The following is a 25,758-nucleotide window of genomic DNA, read 5'->3' on the forward strand; positions in this document are numbered from 1 at the left end:
TCGGTAGACGCGAACCGGGTCGCATCGCGATAGGGGTGACAGGGGGGATAACCCCCCGCTGAGGACGCCGGGCCGCCTCAATGCACAGAAGTGTGTGCACAGGCGAGTGTGTACGCATGCCCCAGGAACCCGGTGACCCCGTCGAGCTCCATGACCTTGCCGCGCTCAAGGCGCTTGCGCAGCCCCGGCGGCAGCGCATGCTCGAACATCTCACCCTGCACGGTCCGGCCACCTCGGCGACGCTCGCCCGGGCGCTCGGGCTGAACACCGGCTCCACCAGCTACCACCTGCGCGAACTGGCCAGGTACGGATTCGTCGAGGAGACGGACGGTGAGCCGGCAGGGGATCGGCCGACCGTGCCGTCCGCTCATCGGGAGCGGTGGTGGCGGGCCGTCCCCGGCGACCGCCGCTTCCCGCCGCGCAGCCGGCAGAGCCCCGAGATGCGGCATGTGATGGACGAGCTGAACCATCACGCATACGCCGCCGACCTGGACCTCTTCGAGCGGCTCCAACGCGACGCGGCCGACGACGACCCGTGGGCGGACGCCTTTCCCTACTCGCGCGGCACGATCCGGCTCACGCTGCCCGAACTCCGGGAGTTCTTCGAGGAGTACATCGCCCTCCTCAACCGCTACAAGCGCCCCGAGTCCGAGACGCCGCCCGGTGCCCGCACCCTTCTCACCCGGTTCCTCGCGTACCCGGCCCCCGAGAACCACACCTCCGCGGACAACAGAGCGGACGACACAGGAGAGAGCCGCCCCTCATGATGCTGCGCTACGCCCTGAAGACCGTCCGCGCCCGCAAGGCAGGCTTCCTCGGCGCCTTTCTCGCCCTGATGTGCGCCGCCGCCCTGATCACCGCGTGCGGCACCCTGCTCGAGACCGGACTGCGCGGCACCATCCGCACCGAGCGCTATGCCGCCACCCCGGTCGTCGTCTCCGCCGACCAGAACGTCCACCGGACCACCGTCAAGCACAAGAAGGGCAAGACCAAGGTCAAGCACAAGGCCAAGCCCATCGCCGAGCGCGCCTGGCTCCCCGCCGGGCTCGGCGCGAGGATCGCCGACACCCCCGGAGTCGCCCGGGTCGTGCCCGAACTCACTTTCCTGGCCGAGCCGTTGGCACGCGACGGCACCCCGGTGGCCGACGGGCCGCCCGTGTACGGACACGGCTGGGACTCCGCCGCGCTGACGCCGTACCGGCTCACCATGGGCACGGCGCCCAAGGGCGCGACGGATGTCGTCGTCGACCGCGGCCTGGCCGAGCGCGCCCACCTCGCGCCCGGCGACCGGCTCACCGTCCAGTCGACCCAGGCCCCGCGCACCTACCGGGTCTCCGGCGTCGCCGCTCCCGCCACGGCGGTACGCCACCAGACCTCGCTCTTCTTCTCCGCCACCGAGGCTCGTCGGCTGGCCGCGCACCCCGGGCAGGTCACCGCATACGGCGTGCTGCCCGAGCCGGGTGCCGATCCGGACCGGGTGAAGCAGGCCGTGGCCACGGCGCTGCACGGCACCGGCGCCCAGGTCAGCGCCGGTGACGGCCGTGGCCCGGTCGAGTTCCTGGACGCCGCGGCGGCCCGCACCAAGCTCGTCAGCATGGGCGGTGCGATGGGTGGCACCTCGCTGCTCGTGGCGGTCCTGGTGGTCGTCGGGACCTTCGCGCTCACGGTGCAGCAGCGCCAGCGCGAACTCGCCCTGCTGCGCGCCGTCGCCGCCACCCCGGGGCAGATCCGCAGGCTCCTGGGCAGGGAGGCCCTGATCGTCGGAGCCGCCGCCGGCCTGGCGGGCGCCTGTCTGGGACTGCCCTTGGGCGGCTGGCTGCACGGCAGGTTCATCGCCCTCGGCGCCGTGCCCGCAACGCTTCAGCACACCGTGAGCGTCTTCCCGCCGTTCGCCGCCGTCGCCGCGACCCTTCTCGGGGCCTGGGCCGCCGCGCGGATCGCCTCCCGCCGGGTCTCCCGGATCCGCCCGGCCGAGGCGCTCGCCGAAGCCCGCGCCGAACGCACCCGGCCCGCCTGGGGCCGTACCCTGGCCGGTCTGCTGCTGCTCGCCGGCGGCGCCGCTCTCGTCGCCGTGCTCAGCGTCTTGCGGACCGAACCCGCCTCGACTCCCGTGACCTTTCTCGCCGTTGTCGTCCTTTCCACCTCCGTCGCGCTGCTCGGGCCGCTCCTGGTCAAGGCGGCCGTCCTCTTCCTCGCCGGTCCGCTGCGGCTGACCGGCCCCGGCGGGCGGCTCGCCACCGCCAACCTGCGCGGCAACGCCGTCCGTATGGCCTCCGTGGTCACCCCGCTCACCCTGCTGATCGGTATGACCTGCACGGTGCTGTTCGTGCAGCCCACCCTCGGTGACGCGGCCCGCGCCCAGGCCCGTGAGGGCGTCCGCGCGGACTGGGTCGTCGACTCCCGGGGGCCCGGCGTCCCGACGCAGGCCGCACGGGAGTTGCGTGCGCGGCACGACGTGGTCACCGAAGTCGTCCACACCATCGTCCGGGTCGGTCTCGACAAGTACCCGGCCCAGGGCGTCACCCCGGCCGGACTCGCCCACACCTGGGATCCGGACGTCACCGCCGGCTCCCTCGGCAAGCTCACCGAACACACTGTCGCCGTCAGTGAACTGGCCGCGGACCAGCTCCATCTGGCGCCCGGCAGCACCCTGAAGCTCACGCTCGGCGACGGCACGCCCGCCACGCTGACCGTCGCCGCCGTCTACTCCAGGGGCCTCGGCTTCGGAGACCTCACCTTCGCGCACGACCTGGTCGCCCGCCACGTCGACAACCCGCTCTCCACCTCCCTTCTCGTCAGCACGGGCCGCACACAGACACAACTCTCGACTACGCTGCGTGAGTTCCCGGGACTCGCGGTGATTTCTCGGGAGGCCGCCGACTCGCTCCAGGCCGAGCGGCAGCAGGCGAACGCCGAGGTCAACTTCCTCGCGATGGGGCTCGTGCTGGCGTTCACCGCGATCGCCGTGGTCAACACGCTCGCCATGTCGGTGTCCGAGCGCGTCCGCGAGTTCGCGCTGCTGCGCCTCGCGGGGGCCACCCGCCGTCAGGTGCTGCGCATGCTGCGCACCGAGGCGCTGTCGGTCCTGCTCCTCGCCACCGTCCTCGGCAGCGGGATCACCCTGGCCGTGCTGACCGCCTTCAGCGTGGGCATGACGGGGCGGGCGGCACCGTCGGTACTCCCGCTGACCTACGTCACCGTGGTCGCCGGCGCCGGACTCCTCGCGCTGGTCGCCACCGCCCTGCCCGGCCGGGTCGCCCTGCGGGTACGGGCGGTGACGGTGGCTACGGCCAGGGAGTGAGGGCATCGGGACCGAGCCGCGACCGGTCAGGGAGTGAGGCATCGGGACCGAGCCGCGCAATCGGCCGGGGGCTCGGATTGGTCCAGAGGCGGGGTCGGTCGCTTCGGGAGCTGAGCGGGCCCCGGGCGGCTGGGGGTCTGGAGGCCGGGGTCGCTCCGGGCAAGCGGGGCCGGAGGCAGGCTGGGGGTCTGGGGCCGGGATTGGTCCGGGGTAAGCGGGGCCGGGGCCAAGCGTGCCAGGGGCCAAGCGTGCCCGGGGCTAAGCCCGGGACTGAAGATCCGGCCCCCCCGGAGGTCAGAAACCGGCCCGAAGGTCGAGCCGGGCCAGACGACCGAAGCCAGGTCTGAAAACCAAGGCGGGGTCGCAAGGCAGGGCTGGGCTGGGCCGGGCCGGGCACTGAGAGTGGCAGTGGTCTGAGGCCGAAGGCCAAGCCGGGCCCGGAGGGAGAAGCAAGCCCGGCTTGGAAAGGTGACCGAGCCGGGGCGGATAGCCAAGCTCGCCCCCGAAGGAAGCAAGCCCGGCCGGGAAGCCGAGCCGGGCCTCAAGGCCAAGCTCGCCCCCGAAGGAAGCAAGCCCGGCCGGGAAGCCGAGCCGGGCCTCAAGGCCAAGCTCGCCCCCGAAGGAAGCAAGCCCGGCCGGGAAACCGAGTCGGGTCCGATGGCCAAGCTCGGCAGGCCCAGCCGGAAAGCAGCGAGCCCGGCCCGGAGACGAGACCGAGCCGGGACTCAAGCCAAGGCCGGCCCGGCCCGGAGGCGGGCCTGCAGAGCAGAGGGCAGGGCCCGTCAGCGGGTTACCGGCAGGCCCGCTGCCTTCCACGCCTGGAAGCCGCCGACCAGGTCGGTGGCCCGGTGCAGGCCCAGCTGGTGGAGGGAGGCCGCGGCGAGGCTCGACGCGTAACCCTCGTTGCAGATCACGACGACCCGGAGGTCGTGGTCCGTGGCCTCGGGGAGGCGGTGGCTGCCCTGAGGGTCGAGCCGCCACTCCAGCTCGTTGCGCTCGACGACCAGCGCGCCGGGTATCACCCCGTCCCGCTCGCGCAGGGCCGCGTACCGGATGTCGACGAGCAGCGCCTCACCCGCGCGGGCGTCGTCGTACGCCTCGGATGCCTCCACGCGCGCGTACTCCGCGCGGACCCGCTCCAGGTGCTCGTCTATGCCGACGGGCCGCTCGCCGCTCACTGCCAGTCCGCCGGGCGCTCGACCTGCTCCAGGCGCAGGACCTGTCCGGTGCGGCTGTAGCGGCGGATGCGCGGCAGCGGCGGGTAGTAGGCGTGGACGGAGATCGCGTGGTCCGAGGCGGACTCGTTGAGGACCTCGTGGACGTGGTGGTGTCCGAAGGAGCGGCCCCGGCCGGCCGGCAGCCGGCGCTCGCGGTCCACGTCCTCGGACAGCTCCAGGGTCTTCCAGCCGTCGGTGGGCAGCCGCGCGGCGAGCGAGAACTCCCTCAGCTCGCCCCGCGCGGTGAGGAAGGCGCCCACCGAGTCGGCGTGGTCGTGCCAGCCGGTGCCGCTGCCGGGCGGCCAGCCGATCAGCCAGGCCTCGCTGCCGCCGGGGCCCTCGAGACGCACCCAGGTGCGGCCCTCGGGGTCGAGGGGGAGGGAGGCGATCAGCTCGGCGTCGGCGGCCGTACGGCGGACGAAGTCGAGGAGGTCCGCCTGGGTGGGCGCGGCGACGGCGGCGGACACGGAGGGTGAGACAGACACGGGTACCGTCCTGAGAACGATCGCGGAAGCGGGCGCGCACGAGAGGCGGGAGCTCATCGGCGGCGCGCGCTGGTGGAAGAAAGAGGTGCGAGTTCAGCAGGAGGCGTGACACACATAGCCCACGTAGCGGACAAGGTCCATATGGACCCTCCGCCACAGGCGCACACAGGTGTCGGTCACGATTCGGAGTAGACCATGCCGGTGCGGGCCGGTCAACTCGCTGTCACCATGCGGACAGCGCGGCGTCGGGCAGTGCGTTCACAGGAACGCCCGCCCCACACGCCCGCCCCACACGCCCGCCCCACACGCCCGCCCCACACGCCCGCACCCCACACGAACGCCCGCCTCACATGAACGCCCGCCCCACATGAACGTCACTTCGCAGCCGAGCCGGCCGTGGCCCCCTCCGCCGTCCCCGTCCCCGTCCCCACCTCCACTCCCGCATCCGTCCCCGCCGCGGGCCCTCCGCCCACCGTCGCCTCCGCCGCCGTGTACAGGTCGGCAGGGCGCACGCCGTTCAGCGCGGTCACCAGATGCCCGTCGGGGCGGATCAGCAGGACAGTGTGGGCCGCCGCGCCGGGGTAGCTCTCGGCGACCAGGAGCTCGGCCGGGCTCGGCAGGGCGGTCACGGCGGCGGCGAGCCGGGGCATGAGCCCGGCGCCCACCCAGTGCCGGCGCTCCCACACACCGGTGCCCGGCGCGATCAGGACGACGAGCAGCGCACCCCGGCCGAACCGGTCCCGCAGCCGTACGAAGGAGCCGTCCTCGGCGGTCACCCGGACGTCCTCCACCGGCGCCCCGGGGAGCGTCTCCACCGGTACCTCCGCCTCCAGGTGCCGGGGCGCGAGCGGGGAGGCGTCGTACAGGCCCGGCGCGCCCAGCGGGCCGCGCCCGAGGTGGCCGTCGGAGAGCAGCACGTCGTGGCCGCGGGCGGCGCCGGGGACGTATGCCCTTATGCCGCTGCCGCCGCGCAGCAGCGGCAGTGCCTGGTCGGCGGCGCGCAGTCGGCCGGAGACGGCGGCGCGCCGCTCGGTCTGGTAGCTGTCCAGCAGCGCCTCGTGCGGCCCGTGGTGCCAGGCCAGGGCCAGCTTCCAGGCGAGGTTGTCGGCGTCCCGCAGCCCCTCGTCGAGGCCCTGGGTGCCGAACGCGCCGAGCAGGTGCGCGGCGTCCCCGGCCAGCAGCACCCGGCCCACCCGCCAGCGGCGGGCCAGCCGGTGGTGCACGATGTGGACGCCGGTGTCCAGCAGGTCGTACGCCGGGGGCGGGCCCTCGCTCCAGCCCGCCAGGGTCTCGCGGACGCGGGCCAGCAGCAGCTCGGGGGTGACCAGGTCCTTGCCGGGCGGGAGCAGCCAGTCCAGGCGCCAGACGCCGTCCGGGAGCGGGCGTCCGGTGATTTCCCCGGCGGAGGGACCGGACGTCCGCCACGGCGGTGTCCGATGGAACAACGCCTCGCCGTCCCACGGAAGTTCCGCGCGCAGCGCCGCCACGGCGTGTCGCTCCACCGCCGTACGGCCGGGAAAGCGGATGTCGAGGAGCTTGCGGACCGTGGAGCGGGGGCCGTCGCAGCCGATCAGATAGCTGCCGCGCCACCAGGTGCCCCGGGGGCCGCGGGTGTGGACCGTGACACCGGAAGGTTCCTGCTCGACCGTGTCCAGCCGGCTGTCCACGGTGAGTTTCACCAGCCGCTCGCCCGCGACGGCGGTGCGCAGGGCGCCGGTCAGCTCGTGCTGGGCGATGTGCAGGGGTGCGGGCTCGTCGTCGCCGAACGTGACCTCGTTTGTCACCTGCTTGCGCCGCATCGACCGCCATCCGGCCCAGCGCAGACCCAGCTCGTCCAACGGCGTGCCGGTGAGCCGTTCGACGAGGGCGGTGGTGTCCTCGCGCAGGACGGCGGTGCGCGCGAGCCGTGGCTCGTCCTTGCCCGGACCCTCGTCGAGCACGACGGACGGCACCTCCTGGCGCGCCAGCGCCAGGGCGAGCGTGAGCCCCACGGGCCCCGCTCCGACGATGATCACCGGGTCCACGGCGCGGCACTCCCTGCCTTCGACGGTGTCCTCGCGGGCGTGAGTGAACAACAGGTTGGAGCAGGGTGCACGATCACAGAACGTATGCAACCCATTGGCGTTGTTTGCGTCAAGCGACGGAGGCAGCGGCGCGCGGGCCACTGCCTCCGGCAGATCACATCACTGGGTCACATCACTTGAGTGTGCGTCAGATGCTGCCGCCCGCGCCAGCCCCGAAGCCGCCACCGACCTCGGCCGCGTTGAGGTCGTCCACCTTGTCCACGCCGAGCACCGCGCCCGTGCTGCGCTTGCTGCGCCGCAGCCGGCGCTCCAGCCAGCTCGCGAAGGTGGTCAGGATGAAGTTCAGGGCGATGAAGATGACCGCGACCACGATGAAGCTCGGGATCGGGTTGGCGTAGTTGGCCGCCAGGGTGCCGCGCGTGTTGAGCAGCTCCGTGAAACCGATCATCACACCGCCCAGGGCGGTGTCCTTCACGATGACGACCAGCTGGCTGACGATCGCCGGAAGCATCGTGGTGACCGCCTGCGGGAGCAGGATGCTGCCCATCGTCTGCCCCTTGCGCAGACCGATGGCGTACGCCGCCTCCGTCTGGCCCTTGGGAAGGGCCAGGATGCCCGCCTTGACGACCTCGGCGAGGACGGCCGCGTTGTAGAGCACCAGGCCGGTGATGACCGCGTAGAGCGGCCGGTCCTCGCTGCTGACGTTCGTGGAGCGGGCGTAGAACTCGTTGGCGAAGAGCATCAGCAGCAGGACCGGGATGGCCCGGAAGAACTCCACCACCGTGCCGGACACGGCCCGCACCCAGCGGTGGTCCGACAGCCGGGCGATGCCGAAGACCGCGCCCATCGGGAGGGCGATCACCATGGCGAGGGAGGCGGCCTTCAGTGTGTCGGCGAGGCCGGGCAGGAGATACGTCGTCCAGGCTTCCGACTCGGTGAACGGCTTCCACTGGGCGGACGCGAACAGGTCCTTGTCGTCCATCTTCTGCCACACCCACCACAGGAGCAGGGCGAGCAGGACGGAGAAGACCACCGTGAAGAGGACGTTGCGCCGCTTGGCGCGGGGGCCGGGTGTGTCGTAAAGGACCGAGCTCATCGCTTCACCGCCAGTCGCTTGCCCAGCCAGCCCAGGATGAGGCCGGTCGGCAGGGTCAGTACCACGAACCCGAACGCGAAGACCGCGCCGATGAGCAGCGTCTGCGCCTCGTTCTCGATCATCGTCTTCATCAGATAGGCGGCCTCGGCGACGCCGATGGCGGCCGCGACAGTGGTGTTCTTGGTGAGCGCGATCAGTACGTTGGCCAGCGGGCCGATGACCGAACGGAACGCCTGTGGCAGCACGATGAGCGACAGGGTCTGGGTGAAGCTCAGGCCGATGGCCCGGGCGGCCTCCGCCTGGCCGAGCGGCACCGTGTTCATGCCCGAGCGCAGCGCCTCGCAGACGAAGGCCGCGGTGTAGGCGACCAGACCGAGTACGGCCAGCCGGAAGCCCTGGATCTTGAAGTCCTCGGCGCCCATGGTGACCCCGAAGACGTCGGCGAGGCCGGCCGAACAGAACAGGATGATGACCGTCAGAGGGATGTTCCGGACGATGTTGACGTAGGCGGTGCCGAATCCGCGCATCAGCGGGACCGGGCTGACCCGCATCGCGGCCAGCAGAGTGCCCCAGATCAGGGAGCCCACGGCGGAGAGAGCGGTCAGTTTCACTGTCATCCAGAACGCCCCGAGGACGTCGTAACCTTCAAGAAAATCGAACACGATCTCCCGCGCTTCCGGGTGGGTGACGTATGTGGAGGGCGGGCGCGCCGCCGCCCTGATCGCAACGGACGGCGGCGCACCGCGGGAACCCCGCTGGGCTGGGCTGTGATTACGAGGCGTTCGGGACGATGACGCCGATCTTCGGAGCAGGCTCGTTCTTGTAGTCCGCCGGGCCGAAGTTCGCGGTGACCGCCTTGTCCCAGGAGCCGTCGCTCACCATCTGCTCCAGGGCCTTGTTGATCTTGTCGAGGGTCGCGGTGTCGCCCTTCTTGACGCCGATGCCGTAGTTCTCGTTGCTGAGCTTCAGGCCCGCGAGCTTGAACTTGCCCTTGTACTGGTCCTGGGAGGCGAAGCCGGCGAGAATCGAGTCATCGGTGGTCACCGCGTCCACGGCGTTGTTCTGCAGAGCGGCGATGCACTCCGAGTAGGTGCTGTACTCCTTCAGGTTCGCCTTCGGCGCGATCGACTTCTGGACGTTCTGCGCCGAGGTCGAACCGGTCACGGAACACAGCTTCTTGCCGTTGAGGTCGGTGCCCTTGGTGATGTCCGAGTCCGACTTGATCAGCAGGTCCTGGTGGGCCAGCAGGTAGGGGCCGGCGAAGTCCACCTTCTGCTTGCGCTCGTCGTTGATCGAGTAGGTGGCCGCGATGAACTTGACGTCCCCGCGCGCGAGGGCGTTCTCGCGGTCGGCGCTCTTGGTCTCTACGAACTCGATCTTGTCCGGCTCGTAGCCGAGCTGCTTGGCGACGTACGTCGCGACGTCCACGTCGAAGCCCGCGAAGGAGCCGTCGGGCTTCTTCAGACCGAGACCGGGCTGGTCGTACTTGATGCCGACCTTGATGGTGCCGCCACCACCGCTGCCGCTGCTGGAGCTGCTGCCCGCGTCGTCCTTGCTGTCGCCGCCGCACGCGGTGGCGGAGAGGGCGAGGGCGATGACGGCGGCCGAGGCGGCGGTGACCTTGCGAAGCTTCATGACTACTTCCCTGGTGGTGAAGGATGGGTGATGAAGGACTGATGCGGTGCGGGTTTTGTCAGTGGTGAAGGATCTTCGACAGGAAGTCCTTCGCACGGTCGCTGCGCGGGTTGCTGAAGAACTGGTCGGGTACGGCCTCTTCGACGATGCGGCCGTCGGCCATGAAGACCACGCGGTTCGCGGCCGAACGGGCGAAGCCCATCTCGTGGGTGACGACGATCATGGTCATGCCGTCGCGGGCGAGCTGCTGCATGACCTCGAGAACCTCGTTGATCATCTCCGGGTCGAGGGCCGATGTCGGCTCGTCGAAGAGCATGACCTTCGGGTCCATGGCGAGCGCCCGGGCGATGGCCACACGCTGCTGCTGGCCGCCCGAGAGCTGTGCGGGGTACTTGTCCGCCTGAGTACCCACTCCTACCCGGTCCAGCAGTGCCCGGGCCCTTTCCTCGGCCTTCTTCTTGTCCGTCTTGCGGACCTTGATCTGGCCCAGCATCACGTTCTCGAGCACGGTCTTGTGCGCGAAGAGGTTGAACGACTGGAAGACCATGCCGACGTCGGCACGCAGCCGGGCCAGCGCCTTGCCCTCCGCGGGCAGCGGCTTCCCGTCGATCGTGATCGAGCCTTCGTCGATCGTCTCCAGGCGGTTGATGGTGCGGCACAGGGTCGACTTTCCGGACCCGGAGGGCCCGATGACCACGACGACCTCGCCGCGGGTGATCGTCAGATCGATGTCCTGGAGCACGTGCAACGCGCCGAAGTGCTTGTTGACGCTCTTCAGGACGACGAGATCGCCGGATGGGGCCGCATCTTCCTTGGCCACCGATACTTCGGTCATCGCTCTCAGGCTCCGTCCTCCTCGGTTTCGGAGGACAGTAATAACCCGCCACGACCAGCGTCATTACATCTGAGGGGAATCTGAGCATCACGATCCGATAGCAATCGGACACGTGTCGTAGCACTTGCGAACTGCGCGCATCTCCGGGGGATGTATCGGGGGGATAACGGAAGCCGCCCGCAACCGGAACCGACTTGACGGCGTCATCGTCCATCAGCGTGACTGCGATGGTGCACGCGCGCGTGTGTCGCTGTTTTTGTACATAGCCAGACCAAACGGCCGATGAATCGGAGGGGGCCGGGATGAGACTGCTCCTCGTCGAGGACGACAACCATGTCGCCGCCGCACTGTCCGCGGTCCTCAGGCGGCACGGTTTCGACGTCACGCATGCCCGCAACGGCGAGGAGGCCCTCCAGGCGCTGGTCCCCGAGGGTCCCGGCTTCGGGGTCGTCCTGCTCGACCTGGGCCTGCCCGACCAGGACGGCTACGAGGTCTGCGGCAAGATCCGAAAACGTACGGCCACCCCGGTGATCATGGTGACCGCCCGTTCCGACGTCCGCTCCCGCATCCACGGCCTCAACCTGGGCGCCGACGACTACGTGGTGAAGCCGTACGACACCGGAGAGCTGCTCGCCCGGATCCACGCCGTCAGCAGGCGCACCGTCCACGAGGACGCGGCCGGCAGCGGCGAGGACGCGCTGCGCCTCGGTCCGGTCCTTATCGAGCTGCCCACCCGGCGCGTCACGGTGGACGGTTCGGTAATCCAACTGACCCGCAAGGAGTTCGATCTGCTCGCCCTGCTCGCCCAGCGGCCCGGGGTCGTCTTCCGGCGCGAGCAGATCATCAGCGAGGTATGGCGCACCAGCTGGGAGGGGACCGGGCGCACCCTGGAGGTGCACGTCGCCTCGCTGCGCGCCAAGCTGCGCATGCCTGCCCTGATCGAGACCGTGCGAGGCGTCGGCTACCGGCTCGTCGCCCCGGCGGGCGCGTAGCGGGGCACATTGCGCACACGTCTGCTGCCGCTGCTCATCGTCCTGCTGGCGGCCGTACTGCTCGCCCTGGGGGTGCCGCTCGCCGTCAGCGTGGCCGGTGCCCAGCAGCAAAGGGTGGTCGTCGACCGGATCGACGACACCGCGCGGTTCGCCGCGCTCGCCCAGTTCGTCACCGCGCCGTCGAGCACGGACGGCTCCGTGTCCGCGTCCATGGACGAACGACGGGCGACCCTTAGCCGCGAGATCGAGAGCTACCACCACGTCTACGGCATCGGTGCCGGTGTCTTCTACCCCACCGACGCCCCTCTGGCCCGGGCACCGGAGGGCTTCTTCCTCCCTCGTTCGGGTGAGGTGCGCGAGGCGTTCGCGGAGGCGCTGCTCAGCCGCCGCAGCCATGACCCGCAGCAGGTGTGGCCATGGCAGAGCCGCCACCTCGTCGTGGCTTCGCCGGTCATCCGGGACGGCGACGTCGTGGCGGTCGTCGTCACCGACTCGCCCACCGGGCCGATGCGGTCGCGGATCCTGCACGGCTGGCTGATCATCGGCGCGGGCGAGGCCGCCGCGATGCTGCTGGCCATCGGGGCCGCCCTACGGCTGACCGGCTGGGTCCTCAAGCCCGTACGCGTCCTGGACTTCACCACCCACGCCATCGCGAGCGGCCGGCTGAAGTCCCGGGTCGCGGCGGCCGGGGGACCGCCGGAACTCAGACGGCTGGCCCGGTCGTTCAACGAGATGGCGGACAACGTCGAGGACGTCCTGGAGCAGCAGCGCGCCTTCGTCGCCGACGCCTCGCACCAGTTGCGCAACCCGCTCGCGGCGCTGCTGCTGCGCATCGAACTGCTGGCCTACGAACTTCCGGAGGGGAACGAGGAGATCGGCTCAGTCCAGAGCGAGGGCAAACGCCTGGCCCACGTGCTGGACGACCTGCTCGACCTGGCCCTGGCCGAGCACACCGAGGCCGATCTCAGGGTCACCGACATCGGCGCGCTGACCGCCGAGCGCGTCGCCGCCTGGACGCCGACCGCCGAGGCCAAGGGCGTCCGGCTGGTGGGCGACTGCCCGGCCACCACCGCCTGGGCCGACCCGGTCACGCTGTCCAGCGCCCTGGACGCGCTGATCGACAACGCCGTCAAGTTCACGCCCGTCGGGGAGCGCGTCGAGGTGACGGTCGCGGTGGACGGCGAGACCTCGACCGTCGTCGTCACCGACAACGGGCCCGGTCTCACCGACGAGGAACTCGCGCGCGTGGGCGACCGCTTCTGGCGCAGCGGCCGCCACCAGAACATCAAGGGCTCGGGACTGGGCCTGTCCATCGCCCGCACCCTGCTGGCCGCGGGCGGCGGCAGTCTGGCGTACGACCACCACGAGCCGAACGGGCTGCGGGTGACCGTGGCGGTGCCCAGGTCGCGGTCTGCGGCGTGACCGGCGGTCGACCTCTTGACCGAATGGACAGGCGCCGTCTACGGCTTGACCGAGTAGTAGTAGCGGCGGGCGCCGTCGTGGAGGGGGAGGGGGTCGGTGTAGATGGCGGTGCGCAGGTCGACCAGTTGCGCCGAATGGACCTTGCCGCCGATGTTGTCACGGCTCTTGATCACGGTCCGGGTGAGCCACTCGGTGATCCGCGGGTTCATGTCCGTGCGGGTCAGCAGCACGTTGGACACCGCGATCGTCGGCACGGTCTCGCCGTTCTGGATGATCGGATACGCCGATTCGGGCATGTTGGCGGCCCGGTAGTAGCTGGTGGAGCTGTCCTGGTCGTGCATCTTGGCGACCAGGTCGGCCTCGATCGGCACGAACCGGAAGGTGAAGGTGTTCGCCAGGTCCGCCAGGCCGCGCGTCGGCACCCCGCCGGACCAGAAGAACGCGTCGATCTTCCCGTCCTTCAGCTGCTGCGGGCCGGTGTCGATGCCCGCGTCGACCGCATCCACGTCCTTGGCCGGGTCCAGGCCCGCCGCCTTGAGCACCCGCTCGGCGATCAGCCGCACACCGGAGCCTGACAGGCCTGTCGACACCGTCTTCCCCCGCAGGTCGGCGATGGAACGCACGTCCGAGTCGCGGGGCACCACCAGCTGGACGTAGTCGTCGTAGAGCCGGGCCACCCCGCGCAGTTCGGCCGCCGACCCCGAGTGCTCCGACTCGTACAGCTGTACCGCGTCCGCCGCAGCGATGGTGAAGTCCGCCTGGCCCGTCGCCACGCGCTCGACGTTGTCCTGCGAACCGTGGCTGTTCGTCAGCCGCACCTTCAGCCGGGGCATGTCCTGCGTGAGCTCGTCGCGCAGCATCGTGCCGTACTGCTGGTAGACGCCCCCGGTTGATCCCGTGCTGAAGGTGATCGACCCGCTGGGCGGGTCCTCGCCCAGCGGGAACAGCCACCACAGCAGCAGCCCGAGCACGACGACACCGACCGCCGCGCTGCGCAGGGCCAGGCGTCTGCCGATTTGGGGGAGCGTCTTGGACATGCGGCGATCCTGCCAGCCGGGGCGCGCGGTCGGCTACCGTGTCCGGACTGTCAGTGGTCGTCGTTACAGTCGGTGCATGAGCAATTCCTCGCCCGCCGACCTGGTCCGTGAGTTCCACCGTGCCTTCGGGCTCGACGCCCGCAGTACGCCGACGGAGGTGTCCCCGCGTCTCGCCGCGCACCGTGGGGAGCTGCTCGCCGAGGAGGCCGCGGAGGTCGCCGAGGTGTCGGTGGGCGGCCCCCTGGACAGGCTGGCGCACGAGCTGGCCGATGTCGTCTACGTCGCGTACGGCACGGCGCTGGTGCACGGGATCGACCTGGACGCGGTGATCGCCGAGATCCACCGCTCCAACATGACCAAGCTGGGCCCGGACGGTCAGGTGGTCCGCCGCCCGGACGGCAAGGTCCTCAAGGGGGAGCACTACGCGGCGCCGGACGTGTCGGCGGTGCTGCGCCGCCAGGGGTGGATACCTGACGGCGCGTCCTGAGGCCGGTCGCAGTCAGGCGGTTCCGCCGCCCGCCAGCTTCCACTCGCGGTGCAGGGCGCCCAGCGGGATGTCCTTCTGGAACACCGGGGTGCCGAAGATGGTCAGTTGCAGCCGCAGGGTGCCGCTGAGGTCGACACCGCCGTAGAGCGCCCAGGAGCCGTCGGCCTCCGGTGATCGTGCCGGCGCCCTCGCCACGGACGTACGGGGCGAGGTCGGCGACGACGCCGACAGTGCCGTACAGGCCGACGGTGGCCTGGGCGCCGAGGGCCGCCTTCACGCTTCCGGCGGTGGTGACGGAGGTCCGTACCGGGGTGCTCGTCATGTCGGAGGAGCTGACCGGGGTCCAGCCCTGGGTGAGGCCGAAGGTGCCGCCTGCCTTGAAGTCGCCCTCGATGCTCTGCTCCACGTCGACGGTGATCTTCCCGTCGCCGCTGATCTGGACGTAGCAGGTCAGGTCGAGGTTGACGACGACCGGGACGGGGCCGACCTGGAGGACCGGGTCGGCGTGCAGGGTGGCGAAGGGTATCCGCACCGGGGTGGCGGAGGCCTTGGCCTGGCCCTTCAGCGACCAGCCCGAGGTCCAGTCGCCGGACACGCCCAGGTAGGCCGAGGCGGGCGCGGCGTCGGCGCCCTCGCCGCCGTAGCGGAAGTCGACCTGGGGGGCGACCTGGACGAAGCCCTCGACCGAGGCGTCGGCGGAGGCGGTGCCGTTGGTGACGGTCGGCAGTTCGGCGCGGACGTCGAGCCGCAGGCTGCCGAGCGGGACGGTGGCGCCCTCCGGGCCGACGTGCACGTCACCGGTGCGGGTCCAGGAGACGTCGACGTCGGGCAGCAGCTTGTCGATGTCGAAGGCCGCCGGGTCGACCGGCACGCTGCCCTTCGCGGTGTCGTCCCCGAGCAGCGCGTTGAGCTGGGCCGGTTCGGTCTGCACCGCCGTGCCCTCGTCGGTCTCGCCGAGCACCTTGGTGACCTTCGCGAGAAGGCCCTGCGGGGCACCGGGGGCCGGGGCGCTGGCGATGACGTCGCCGACGGCGGTGCGGTCGGCGCTGCCGCCGGTCTCCGAGGCGCTCGGGGAGGTGGAGGCGGTCTCCGGGGCCGAGGAGGTCGAGCTCGGGGAGGGCGAGGAACTCGCGTTCCCTGTACCGGAGTTGCTGGCTATGACGGCCCGGCGGGTCTTGCTGTCGTAGGAGGCGACGCTGAGTTCGGTCCGGTGGGCCTTCGAGCCGGAGTCGCCGGGGTGGGCCGAGGCGGTCGCGGTGCCGGCGGGCGCGGCGGCGACGGTGAGGGACCGGTCGTCGGAGGAGGCCGGGGCCGCGGTGTCGGTCTGTCGGCCGGCCGTGGCGGCGGCGGACTCGGTGTGGGCCGAGGGGGAGGAGCAGCCCACGGCGAGGAGCAGGGCGGATACGGCTAAGGCGGGCATGAGGGCATGGGTGTGCCTCGTGCGTCGGCGCAAGGTCAGTCCTGTGGGGGAGGGGGGAGACAAGGGAGACCGGCCGGGCACGCGTGGCTACCGGCCGGTAACGAAACATGAGCATGCCACGGAGGCCCCACAGGGGCTCCACGATTCGACCATCAGGTGTTGTGACCTACGACACGAGGAGGGGCGCCCGGTGGGGACGCCCCGCCACGCTTCAGTCGGCCACCGGCGTCTGCGGGCGGGACTCCGGCAGCGGGGGCGCCGGGTCGTCCGTACGCGGCGGGCGGCGGTTCGTCCAGCGGGTCGCCAGGGGTTCCGTCCAGCGGGCGGTGAGGGGGCCCAGGACGACCAGGAGGAGGACGTAGGCCGTGGCCAGGGGGCCCAGGGACGGTTCGATGCCCGCGGTGACCGCGAGGCCCGCGATGACGATGGAGAACTCGCCGCGCGCCACCAGCGCGCCGCCCGTGCGCCAGCGGCCCTTGACCGAGATGCCCGCCCGGCGGGCCGCCCAGTAGCCGGTGGCGATCTTCGTCGCGGCGGTGAGCAGGGCCAGCGCCAGGGCCGGCAGAAGGACCGGGGGGATGCTCGCCGGGTCGGTGTGCAGTCCGAAGAAGACGAAGAAGACCGCGGCGAACAGGTCCCGCAGCGGGCTCAGCAGCGTGTGCGCGCCCTCCGCGACCTCCCCGGACAGCGCGATGCCCACCAGGAACGCGCCCACGGCCGCGGACACCTGGAGCTGCTGCGCCACCCCGGCCACCAGGATCGTCAGCCCGAGCACGACCAGCAGCAGCTTCTCGGGGTCGTCGCTGGAGACGAAGCGGGAGATGACCCGGCCGTAGCGCACCGCCGCGAACAGCACGAGCCCCGCGACACCCAGCGCGATGGCCAGGGTGAGACTGCCCGCGGCCAGCCCCGCCCCGGCGACCAGCGCGGTGACGATGGGCAGGTAGACCGCCATCGCCAGGTCCTCCAGGACGAGGACGCTGAGGATCACCGGGGTCTCGCGGTTGCCGACCCGGCCCAGGTCGCCGAGGACCTTCGCGATCACCCCGGACGACGAGATCCAGGTGACTCCGGCGAGGACCACCGCGGCCACCGGACCCCAGCCCAGCAGAAGCGCGGCCGCCGCCCCCGGCAGGGCGTTCAGGGCGAAGTCGACCACGCCCGACGGGTAGTGGGACTTCAGGTTGGAGACCAGATCGCTCGCCGTGTACTCCAGACCGAGCATCAGCAGCAGGAGGATCACACCGATCTCGGCGCCGGTCGCGACGAACTCCTCGCTCGCGCCGAGCGGCAGCAGCCCGCCCTCGCCGAAGGCCAGACCGGCCAGCAGATACAGCGGGATGGGGGAGAACCGGAACCGGGCGGCGAACCGGCCGAGCAGACCGAGCGCCAGGATGATGGCGCCGAACTCGATCAGCAGGGTTGCGGAGTGCACGCGATCACTCCCGCCCGAGTATCGATGCGGCGGCGTCCACGCCCTCGCGGGTGCCGATCACGATGAGGGTGTCGCCGCCCGCCAGCCGGAAGTCCGGCGCCGGGGACGGAATCGCCTCGGCGCGCCGCAGCACCGCCACGATCGACGCGCCCGTCTCCGTGCGCATCCGGGTGTCGCCCAGCAGCCGCCCGTTCCAGCGCGAGGCCGCCGCGACCTCGATGCGCTCCGCGATCAGCCCGAGGTCCGTGGTGTACAGCAGGCTCGCGCTGTGGTGCGACGGCTTGAGCGCGTCGATCAGCGAGCCCGCCTCCGCGCCGGTCAGTCGCAGGGACTGGGCGCAGGAGTCCGGGTCGTCGGTCCGGTACACGTTGACCGTGCGGGTTCCGTCGCGGTGCGCCACCACCGACAGGTGGCCCTGCTCGCGCGTCACGAGGTCGTACTGGACCCCGATGCCTGGCAGCGGTGTCGTCCGGAGGCGTGGCGCAGACACGTTTCTTCTCCTTGCTGGCTGGTTCGTTGACTGGTCGTTCGGTCACGGGTGCCCGATCCGCCATGCTGCCATCCGCCCGTACGGTGGCGACATGGGTGTTGTGACGGATGGACGGGCCCGGGGGAGTGCCGGGAGGCTGGTGACGGAGGTGCTGTGGAGGCGTGGCGGGAGAGAAGAGGTGCGGGGCGTGTCGCTGTTCGTGCGGATCTTCGCCCTCAACGCCGTCGGGCTCGTCGCCGCCGCCGCGCTGCTGCTCGGTCCGGTCACCGTCTCCACGCCGGTGCTGCCGGGCGAGGCGCTGACCGTCCTCGGCGGGCTCGCCGTGCTGCTGGCCGTCAACGTCCTCGTGCTGCGGGTCGGCCTTGCCCCGCTGGGGCGGCTGGGCCGGGCCATGGCCGACGCCGACCTGCTGCGGCCCGGCGCCCGGGCCGTCGTCTCCGGTCCGGTCGAGACGGCCGCGCTCATCACGACGTACAACGCCATGCTCGACCGGCTGGAGGCCGAGCGCGCCGCGAGCGCGGGGCGGGCGCTGTCCGCGCAGGAGCGCGAGCGGCACCGCGTCGCCCGCGAGCTGCACGACGAGGTGGGCCAGACCCTCACCGCGGTGCTTCTCCAGCTCAAGCGGGTCGCCGACCGGGCGCCGGGCGATCTGCGCGAGGAACTGGGCCAGGCACAGGAGGCCACCCGGGCCGGGCTCGACGAGATCCGGCGCATCGCCCGCCGGCTGCGTCCCGGGGTCCTCGACGAGCTGGGGCTGCTCAGCGCGCTGCGTTCGCTCGCGGGCGAGTTCACCACCCATGGGCTGACCGTCCGCCACGACCTGCGCGCCGGGCTGCCCCCGCTGACCGAGGAGACCGAACTCGTGCTCTACCGGGTCGCCCAGGAGGCCCTCACCAACACCGCCCGCCACTCCGGCGCCGACCGCGCCGAACTCCGGCTGCGCCCGGTCGCCGACGGCATCGAGGTCCTCGTACGGGACAACGGCCGAGGCCTCGGTACGGCGGTCCGGGAAGGCGCCGGGATCGGGGGGATGCGGGAGCGGGCGCTGCTGATCGGAGGGATGCTGACCATCGGGGCGGCGGGCGAGGGCGCCGACGGCGTGGGGACGGCCGTACGCCTGCGGGTGCCGGTGAAGCCGGTGGTGCTGCTCGGAGCGGGCCGGTGACCGGCGGCGGGCCGGTTCGGGTGCTGCTCGCCGACGATCACACCCTCGTCCGTCGCGGTGTGCGGCTCATTCTCGACGGGGAGTCCGATCTGACGGTCGTGGCCGAGGCGGGGGACGGGGCGGAGGCGGTCGAGCGGGCGCGGGCCGGGGACGTCGATCTCGCCGTCCTCGATGTGGCCATGCCCCGGATGACCGGGCTGCAGGCGGCCCGCGAGCTGTCCCGGCGGCTGCCCGACCTGAAGATCCTCATCCTCACCATGTACGACAACGAGCAGTACTTCTTCGAGGCCCTCAGGGCCGGAGCCGGCGGCTATGTGCTGAAGTCGGTCGCCGACCGGGATCTGGTCGAGGCGTGCCGGGCGGTGATGCGCGACGAGCCGTTCATCTACCCGGGGGCGGAGCGGGCGCTGGTCCGCTCGTACCTGGAGCGGCTGCACCGCGGCGACGGGTTGCCCGAGCGGCCCATCACCGAGCGCGAGGAGGAGATCCTCAAGCTCGTCGCCGAGGGCCACACCTCGCGGGAGATCGGCGCGCTGCTCTTCATCAGCGCCAAGACGGTCGAACGCCACCGCGCCAACCTCCTGTACAAGCTCGGCATGCGCGACCGGCTGGAACTGACCCGCTACGCGATCCGGGCCGGACTCATAGACCCCTGACGGGTCACGACAGCGCCTCCCAGTCGCCGGTGAACGCCGCCGCGTCCGCGAACATCAGCGCCGTCGGGTCGGCCGGCCCGTCCCCCGGGCCCGCCAGCGGCTGTTCGGTCCAGATGCACTTGCCGGTCGGGGTGTAGCGCGCGCCCCACCGCCCGCTGAGCGCCGTGATCAGCTGGAGCCCACGGCCGCCCTCGTCGGTCTCCTTCGCGCGGCGGATGCGGGGCATCGTCTGACTGCCGTCGTACACCTCGCAGATCAGTTCGGCGCCGTACAGCAGACGCAGCCGGACCGGGCCGCGGGCATGCCGTACGACATTGCCGACAAGCTCGCTGACCAGCAGCTCCGTGGTGGGTGTGAGGTCGTCCAGATCCCAGACGGCGAGCTGCTCGCGGACGTGCCGGCGGGCCTGCCCGGCCGCCTTCGGGTCGTCGGACAGCGGCCAGGACGCCATCCGGTCGGTGGGCAGCGCGTGCAGCCGGGCGAGGAGGAACGCCGCGTCGTCCGGCGCCTGCTGGTCGACGGGCAGCAGACCGTCCGTCAGTGTGTCGCACAGGCGTTCGAGATCCGCCGTGCTGGTCACCGCGCCGTCCCGGTACGCCGTGCTCAGCATCCGGGCCAGATCCGCCATGCCCTCGTCGATGTCCCGCTTCGGCGACTCGATCAGCCCGTCGGTGTAGAGCACGAGCATGCTGCCCTCGGGCACCTCCAGCTCGGCCGTCTCGAACGGCGGCTCCGCCGCGCCCAGCGGAGGGTCGGCGTCCGGTTCCGGGAAGCGCACGGTGCCGTCCGGGTGGACCAGCGCGGGCGGCGGATGCCCGGCGCGCGCCAGAACGCAGATCCGGGTCGTGGAGTCGTAGAGCGCGTACAGACAGGTGACGTACGACGCCTCGCCCATGCCGACGACGATGTCGTTGAGGTGGCTCATGATCTCGTCGGGCGGCAGTTCGAGGTCGGCCAGGGTGTGCACGGCGGTGCGCAGCCGGCCCATGGTGGCCGCCTCGGGCAGCCCGTGCCCCATGACGTCGCCGACCACGAGCGCGACCCGCCCGCCCGACAGCGGGATGACGTCGTACCAGTCGCCGCCGACGTCCGCGCCCTGCCCGGCCGGCAGATAGCGGGCGGCGGCCGTGCACGCGGGCAGCTCGGGCAGCGCCTGCGGGAGCAGACTGCGCTGGAGCTCGCGCGACCGGGTGTACTCGGCGTCGAACAGCCGGGCCCGCTCCAGCGACTGGGCGACGAGCGCGCTGATCGTGCTCAGCAGGGCGCGCTCCTCGTCGGTGAGGCGGCGTGGCTGTGCGAAGGAGACGACGCACACCCCGAACGTCCGGCCGGACGCCGTCAGCGGCAGGAACGCCCACGCCCGCTTGCCGGAGCGTTCCGGCAGGTCGGACAGCTTGGGGTAGAGCGTGGCCATCTCCTGCGGCGAGCACACGAACAGCGGCTGGCCGGTGACGATCGCGTCCCAGGCCGGGTCGGGGGTGCGGGGGCGGTAGTTGATGGCCCGCAGGAAGTCGTCGGGGTAGCCGACGGCGCCGACGTAGTGGAGCCGTTCGTCCTCGATGACCTGCACCAGAAGGCCGGTGGCGGCGAACGGCGGCAGCACCCGCCGGGCGGCGGCGTCCACCACGTCCTGCGAGGTGGTGGCCTTGGCCAGGTCGGCGTTCAGCTCCGCGATCCGGGCCGACCGCTCGGCCGCGGCGCGCTTGGCCGTGGCGCGTTCGCCGGCCAGCCGCCGCTTGTCGGTGACGTCGGTGAAGTACAGGGTGTGCCCGTCGGGGCCCGGCACCAGCCGCACATGCAGCCGCCGCTCCGAGTCCGGCATGGGTACATCGAAACCGACGGGCTTCTCCTCGGCCGCGGCGGTCCGGCACCTGCTCTCCAGGCCGGGCACCTGCCGTGCGGTCGGCAGATCCCACAGAAGCTGCCCGAACAACTCCTCCTCCGAGGAGCCGAGGAACCGCTCGGCCGTCAGGTTGGCGAAGGTGATCCGCCAGTGGTCGTCCACCGCGAGGAAGCCGTCGCTCATGTGCCGCATGGCCCGCCCGAGGGCGCGGGCGGTGCGCGACTCGTTGCTCTCCCAGCCGACCCCGATCATCCGCAGCGGCTCGCCCCGCTCGTCGTAGGTGGCCCGGCCGCGGGCCTGGGTCCAGCCGTACGTGCCGTCGAGGCGCCTTACCCGGTACTCGGCCTCGTAGACGCTGTGGTCGAGGATCGCCCGCTGGGCCGCCGCCAGCGTCGGAGCAAGGTCGTCGGGGTGGACGATCCGCATCCAGTTCTCGATCTTGCCGGTGAAGTCGTCGGGGCGGGTGCCGTACAGCGCCAGGGCCGCGTCGTCCCAGATCAGGTCGCCGCTGCGGATGTCCCAGTCCCAGGACCCGACCTGGACCTCCTTCAGCGCCTGCCGCAGCCTGGTGTCGCTCAGTTCGGCCCGCGCGTGGCCGGACGGCGGCGGGGCCTGGGCCATGCGGTCCTCGGTCCAGGCGACGACGGACCGCAGGAAGTCCCATTCGGTCCGGGTGGGCTCGCCCCGCTCGCCCGCCAGGACGGTCAGCGCGCCGACACTGCGCCGGCCGCTGAAGAGCGGCAGCGCGGCCAGACCGGTGCCGGGCCAGACGGGATCAGTCGGTCTGGCGGCGAAGGTGGGGGCGCCGGCGCCGGGCGGGGCGGTGCCGAGTCCGGCGGCCGGGGCGGCGGCGCGTCCGGCGCCCGGGGCGCCCGGCGCGGTCGTGCGGCCGGTGGCCGGGCCGGCCACGGAACCCGCGGTCCGGTCGGCAGCCGGGCTGATTGAGGAGCCTGCGGTCCGATCGGCGGCCGGACTGGTCGAGGAGCCTGCGGCCGGGCCGCCTGAGGAGCCGGTGACCGGGGCGCCCGGGACGGCGGCGGCGCCGGGGCCGGCCGAGCGGGCGGCTCCCGGACGACGGACTGCTGCGGGATCGGTGGCGGGACCCGTGCCGGACGCGGTGTGGCGACCGGCGTCAGCGAGCGGAATCCACACTCCGCTGCCCCGGTGCAGCGCACGGGCCGGGGCCAACGGGCCCTCCTGGTCGATGATCTCCCAGGAACGGGTGAGCGCGGGCGGCAGCCCCACGGCCGACACCAGGCGCAAGGCGGACATCGGACCCCGCAGGTGCACGGCGGCGCCGAGTGCGCTCAGTTCTCCCATCGCATGCTGCAACGCCAGCCGGAAGACCTCGCTCTCCGTGACACCGGGGGCGACCGTGTCCAGCAGAGCGAGCCGTGCGTTCATGCAAGGAACGTATCGTTCCTTTCCCTGTTCGAAACCTGTTTCACGGATTCCCTTCCAGGTCTCCTCGTTCAGCCGTGCATCAACAGTCGCTGGAGCAAGGCGAGTTGTCGAAACGGCACTCGTGTAACGCGTCGCCGTGCGGGAAGTATCCGATCATGGACGGACGGAACGGCGTGGACATCGGTGTCTTCATCCCCATTGGGAACAACGGCTGGCTCATCTCGAAGAGTTCCCCGCAGTATCTGCCGACCTTCGAGCTGAACAAGGCGGTCGTGCGCAAGGCCGAGGAGCACGGGCTCGACTTCGCCCTGTCGATGATCAAACTCAAGGGCTTCGGCGGCGAGACGGAGTTCTGGGACCACTGCCTGGAGTCGTTCACGCTGATGGCGGGCCTGGCCGCGGTGACCGAGCGGATCAAGCTGTACGCCTCCACCCCGATCCTCGCCCTGCCACCCGCGATCGTCGCGCGCATGGCGGTCACGGTCGACTCCATCGCCCCCGGACGCTTCGGCGTCAACATCGTCACCGGCTGGGCGCCCGGCGAGTACACGCAGATGGGCGTCTGGCCGGGCGACGAGCACTTCACCAACCGCTACGACCGGGCCGCCGAGTACGTCACCGTGATGAAGGAGCTGTGGCGCGAGGGCGTCAGCGACTTCAAGGGCGCGTTCTACGAGATGGACGACTGCGTGCTGTCCCCGCGCCCGGCGAACGGGCACATCGACATCGTCGCCGCCGGCCAGAGCGGCACCGGCATGCGGTTCGCCGCCGAGCACGCGGACTACAGCTTCGTGCTCGGCAGCGGCGTCAACACCCCGCTCGCCTTCGCCGGCACCACGGCCGCGCTGGTGGACGCGGTACGCGAGACCGGACGGGACGTGGGCGCGCTGTCCCTCTTCATGGTCATCGCGGACGAGACCGACGCCGCCGCCCGCGCCAAGTGGCAGGACTACCACGACAACGCCGACCACGCGGCGCTCGCGTACATGGCCGGGGAGTCCGCCACGGACACCAGCGCCGACGACTCCTCCACCGCCCGCACCATCGTGCTGCCCGAGGGCGCCGTGAACTTCAACATGGGCACGCTCGTCGGGTCGTACGAGACCGTGGCGAGGATGCTCGACGACATCGCCGGCGTGCCCGGCACCAAGGGCATCATGCTGGTGTTCGACGACTTCCTGGCGGGGCTGGAGGACTTCGGTACGCGCATCCAGCCCCTGATGAGGTCGAGGCAGGGCGGATGACCAGGGCCTACTCGTCGATCGCGGCCCCGAAGAGCGCGTCAGTGCCGGAGACGCCGAAGGTCCCGCCGCCGTACAGCCAGGAGCCGCTCGCCGTGACGCCGGAGGCGGTGGCGGGGAAGGCGATGGCGACGCCGTCGTCCGTGTTCTCGCCGGGCGCGGCGGCCAGCAGTTCGGCGCGGCCGTCCCGGTCGGTGTCCACGAGCCGGACCTGGGCGCCGAAGGCGTCACCGGCCTCCGCCGAGCCGGGAACGTTCGCCGAGTTCTGGTCGAACGAACGCACGCCCGTCGGTGTCCAGCCGCGCTGCTGACCGCGGATCACCCACACCGCGCCCGCGTCGGGCACCGTGCCGATGTCCTCGCCCGGCGCGCCGACCGCGAGGTCCGCGAAGCCGTCACCGTCGGTGTCGGCCACCGACAGGTCCGCGCCCCAGTTGTCGCCCTCCTCCTCCGTGCCCGGGATTCCGGGCGTGTCCTGGGTCAGCTCGTCGGCGAGCTCGGTGATCCCGTCGTCGCTGCCGTACCGGAGCGCGATCCGGCCGCCGCCCTTCTCGTTGGTGACCAGGTCGTCGTGGCCGTCGCCGTTGACGTCGCCGGCCGCGGCGGACGGACCGCCGGTCAGGTCCCGGTCGTAGGCGAGGGCGTACTCGCCGCCCTCGTACACCACCGAGCGCCCCCGCACGCCCTCGTCGTCCAGCAGGCTGAGGCCGGAGACGACGAGGTCGGCGTAGCCGTCGCCGTCGAAGTTCCCGGTGGTCAGGCCGAAGGGGACGACGGAGACACCGCCGGGGTCGGCGACCGTCTCGAGGCGGTCGACGCGGAGCATCGGACCCTCTTCCGCGAACAGGTCCACGCCCTCGTCGTCCGATACGGCGATCCCGTCGCCCGGGGTCGCCCCGGTGAACCGGGCCGCGGCCACCGCACCGCCGTAGCCCGCCTCCCGCGTCGGCGTCACCGCCTCCAGCGAGACGCTGCCCGTACCGCGCAGACCGCTCGGCGAGCCGTACAGCACGCTGGCCCGGCCCGCGTCGGCCACCCCGGCCAGGTCCTCGCCGGGCGAGCCGATCACCGCGTCGTCATAGCCGTCGAAGTTGACGTCACCGGTGGCGACGGCGGCGCCGAAGGCGTCCCCCGCCTCCGCCGTGCCGGAGACCCCGGCCGTGGACTGGCTCAGGACGGCGGTGCGGCTGCGCGCGCCGACACCGGCGGCCGAGCCGTACTGGACGGTGGCGTAGCCCGCGCCCTTCTTGCCGCCCACGGTGCCGCCGGGCGCGCCGGTGAGGACGTCGTCGTAGCCGTCGCCGTTGAAGTCGCTGTTGCGGTCGTTGGCGTAGGTGCCGCCCGGGGTGCCCGCGAAGGCGGAGGGCGCGACGGTGATTCCGGCCCCGGTCACGAGCAGGAAGGTGGCGGCGCCCAGTGCGAGGTTCCTACGGTTGGTCATGTGATTGGTCCCCGATTCCCTGTTGGTCGGCGTTGGTCCGGCCTCTTCCGGTATGTCGCCGACGCGGGGTTCGACAGGGAAAGCTGTGAGGGGGTTGTGCGATCGTTGCCGACTGTGACAGTTCGATGACAA

General features: G+C 71.8%; 21 protein-coding genes. 8 read left to right on the forward strand and 13 right to left on the reverse strand.

The annotated features are described in order from the left end of the window. The first annotated feature begins 116 nt into the window (after positions 1-116). Together ACFPIH_RS11100 and ACFPIH_RS11105 are read left to right on the forward strand one after the other, a co-directional pair. Positions 117-767, forward strand: a complete 651-nt coding sequence (locus tag ACFPIH_RS11100) for an ArsR/SmtB family transcription factor (RefSeq protein ID WP_381186004.1) — start codon at positions 117-119, stop codon at positions 765-767. Beyond that, positions 764-3,301, forward strand: coding sequence for an FtsX-like permease family protein (locus ACFPIH_RS11105; protein WP_381186006.1), 2,538 nt, complete (start codon positions 764-766; stop codon positions 3,299-3,301). The genes ACFPIH_RS11100 and ACFPIH_RS11105 overlap by 4 nt, the downstream gene beginning before the upstream one ends. 782 nt (positions 3,302-4,083) lie before the next feature. On the opposite strand, the gene ACFPIH_RS11110 is transcribed toward ACFPIH_RS11105, so the two are convergent. From ACFPIH_RS11110 to ACFPIH_RS11140, 7 genes are all read right to left on the reverse strand, one after another. Next, entirely contained in the window at positions 4,084-4,485 is a 402-nt protein-coding gene (locus tag ACFPIH_RS11110) for a rhodanese-like domain-containing protein (protein ID WP_381186088.1), read from the reverse strand. Beyond that, entirely contained in the window at positions 4,476-5,060 is a 585-nt protein-coding gene (locus ACFPIH_RS11115; protein ID WP_381186009.1) for a cupin domain-containing protein, read from the reverse strand. The genes ACFPIH_RS11110 and ACFPIH_RS11115 overlap by 10 nt, the downstream gene beginning before the upstream one ends. Before the next feature lie 317 nt (positions 5,061-5,377). Further along, a complete protein-coding gene (locus ACFPIH_RS11120) occupies positions 5,378-7,027 on the reverse strand; it encodes an FAD-dependent monooxygenase (protein ID WP_381186012.1) in 1,650 nt (549 codons plus the stop codon). A gap of 187 nt (positions 7,028-7,214) precedes the next feature. After that, positions 7,215-8,123 carry an amino acid ABC transporter permease gene (locus tag ACFPIH_RS11125; RefSeq protein WP_381186015.1) on the reverse strand — a complete coding sequence of 303 codons (909 nt, stop codon included), beginning with the start codon at positions 8,121-8,123 and terminating at the stop codon, positions 7,215-7,217. Further along, positions 8,120-8,785, reverse strand: a complete 666-nt coding sequence (locus ACFPIH_RS11130; RefSeq protein ID WP_381186017.1) for an amino acid ABC transporter permease — start codon at positions 8,783-8,785, stop codon at positions 8,120-8,122. Before ACFPIH_RS11130 ends, ACFPIH_RS11125 begins: the two co-directional genes overlap by 4 nt. A gap of 109 nt (positions 8,786-8,894) precedes the next feature. Beyond that, positions 8,895-9,758 carry a glutamate ABC transporter substrate-binding protein gene (locus ACFPIH_RS11135; protein ID WP_381186019.1) on the reverse strand — a complete coding sequence of 288 codons (864 nt, stop codon included), beginning with the start codon at positions 9,756-9,758 and terminating at the stop codon, positions 8,895-8,897. 58 nt (positions 9,759-9,816) lie between these two features. After that, positions 9,817-10,593, reverse strand: a complete 777-nt coding sequence (locus tag ACFPIH_RS11140) for an amino acid ABC transporter ATP-binding protein (protein ID WP_381186022.1) — start codon at positions 10,591-10,593, stop codon at positions 9,817-9,819. 302 nt (positions 10,594-10,895) lie between these two features. Here ACFPIH_RS11140 and ACFPIH_RS11145 point away from each other — a divergent pair, with 302 nt between their 5' ends. Further along, on the forward strand, positions 10,896-11,585 hold the full coding sequence (locus ACFPIH_RS11145; RefSeq protein ID WP_381186025.1) for a response regulator transcription factor: 690 nt from the start codon (positions 10,896-10,898) through the stop codon (positions 11,583-11,585). 9 nt (positions 11,586-11,594) lie between these two features. Then, positions 11,595-13,007, forward strand: coding sequence for a sensor histidine kinase (locus ACFPIH_RS11150; protein WP_381186028.1), 1,413 nt, complete (start codon positions 11,595-11,597; stop codon positions 13,005-13,007). A gap of 38 nt (positions 13,008-13,045) precedes the next feature. Here ACFPIH_RS11150 and ACFPIH_RS11155 read toward each other — a convergent pair whose 3' ends face one another. Next, positions 13,046-14,044: a TAXI family TRAP transporter solute-binding subunit gene (locus ACFPIH_RS11155; RefSeq protein WP_381186030.1), complete on the reverse strand. Its 999-nt coding sequence runs from the start codon at positions 14,042-14,044 to the stop codon at positions 13,046-13,048. A 76-nt stretch (positions 14,045-14,120) separates the two neighbouring features. Here ACFPIH_RS11155 and ACFPIH_RS11160 point away from each other — a divergent pair, with 76 nt between their 5' ends. Continuing rightward, positions 14,121-14,531 (forward strand): pyrophosphohydrolase domain-containing protein, encoded by a 411-nt coding sequence (locus ACFPIH_RS11160; RefSeq protein WP_381186032.1) that lies wholly within the window; start codon positions 14,121-14,123, stop codon positions 14,529-14,531. Here ACFPIH_RS11160 and ACFPIH_RS11165 read toward each other — a convergent pair. The 3 genes from ACFPIH_RS11165 to ACFPIH_RS11175 all read right to left on the reverse strand — a co-directional run bounded on the left by ACFPIH_RS11165 (position 14,452) and on the right by ACFPIH_RS11175 (position 17,876). Beyond that, positions 14,452-15,951, reverse strand: coding sequence for a hypothetical protein (locus ACFPIH_RS11165; protein WP_381186035.1), 1,500 nt, complete (start codon positions 15,949-15,951; stop codon positions 14,452-14,454). The two genes, ACFPIH_RS11160 and ACFPIH_RS11165, sit on opposite strands and share 80 nt — an antisense overlap. 211 nt (positions 15,952-16,162) lie before the next feature. Further along, the gene (locus ACFPIH_RS11170) at positions 16,163-17,386 is read right to left on the reverse strand and encodes a cation:proton antiporter (RefSeq protein ID WP_381186037.1); all 1,224 of its coding nucleotides are present in this window, start codon (positions 17,384-17,386) and stop codon (positions 16,163-16,165) included. Between the two features lie 4 nt (positions 17,387-17,390). Continuing rightward, a complete protein-coding gene (locus tag ACFPIH_RS11175) occupies positions 17,391-17,876 on the reverse strand; it encodes a cation:proton antiporter regulatory subunit (protein ID WP_381186039.1) in 486 nt (161 codons plus the stop codon). A gap of 187 nt (positions 17,877-18,063) precedes the next feature. Between ACFPIH_RS11175 and ACFPIH_RS11180 the strand changes: the two genes are divergently transcribed. Continuing rightward, the gene (locus ACFPIH_RS11180) at positions 18,064-19,041 is read left to right on the forward strand and encodes a sensor histidine kinase (protein ID WP_381186042.1); all 978 of its coding nucleotides are present in this window, start codon (positions 18,064-18,066) and stop codon (positions 19,039-19,041) included. Then, entirely contained in the window at positions 19,038-19,697 is a 660-nt protein-coding gene (locus tag ACFPIH_RS11185; RefSeq protein ID WP_381186045.1) for a response regulator, read from the forward strand. The genes ACFPIH_RS11180 and ACFPIH_RS11185 overlap by 4 nt, the downstream gene beginning before the upstream one ends. 4 nt (positions 19,698-19,701) lie before the next feature. On the opposite strand, the gene ACFPIH_RS11190 is transcribed toward ACFPIH_RS11185, so the two are convergent. Further along, positions 19,702-22,944, reverse strand: coding sequence for a SpoIIE family protein phosphatase (locus tag ACFPIH_RS11190; RefSeq protein WP_417801370.1), 3,243 nt, complete (start codon positions 22,942-22,944; stop codon positions 19,702-19,704). 173 nt (positions 22,945-23,117) lie between these two features. Between ACFPIH_RS11190 and rutA the strand changes: the two genes are divergently transcribed. Then, positions 23,118-24,188: a pyrimidine utilization protein A gene (rutA, locus tag ACFPIH_RS11195; protein ID WP_381186093.1), complete on the forward strand. Its 1,071-nt coding sequence runs from the start codon at positions 23,118-23,120 to the stop codon at positions 24,186-24,188. Between the two features lie 7 nt (positions 24,189-24,195). On the opposite strand, the gene ACFPIH_RS11200 is transcribed toward rutA, so the two are convergent. After that, complete coding sequence (locus ACFPIH_RS11200) at positions 24,196-25,626, reverse strand: FG-GAP repeat protein (RefSeq protein WP_381186048.1); 1,431 nt, start codon at positions 25,624-25,626, stop codon at positions 24,196-24,198. Positions 25,627-25,758: the final 132 nt, after the last annotated feature.

This window comes from Streptomyces vulcanius (assembly GCF_042653945.1).
Taxonomy (GTDB): Bacteria; Actinomycetota; Actinomycetes; order Streptomycetales; family Streptomycetaceae; genus Streptomyces; species Streptomyces mangrovi.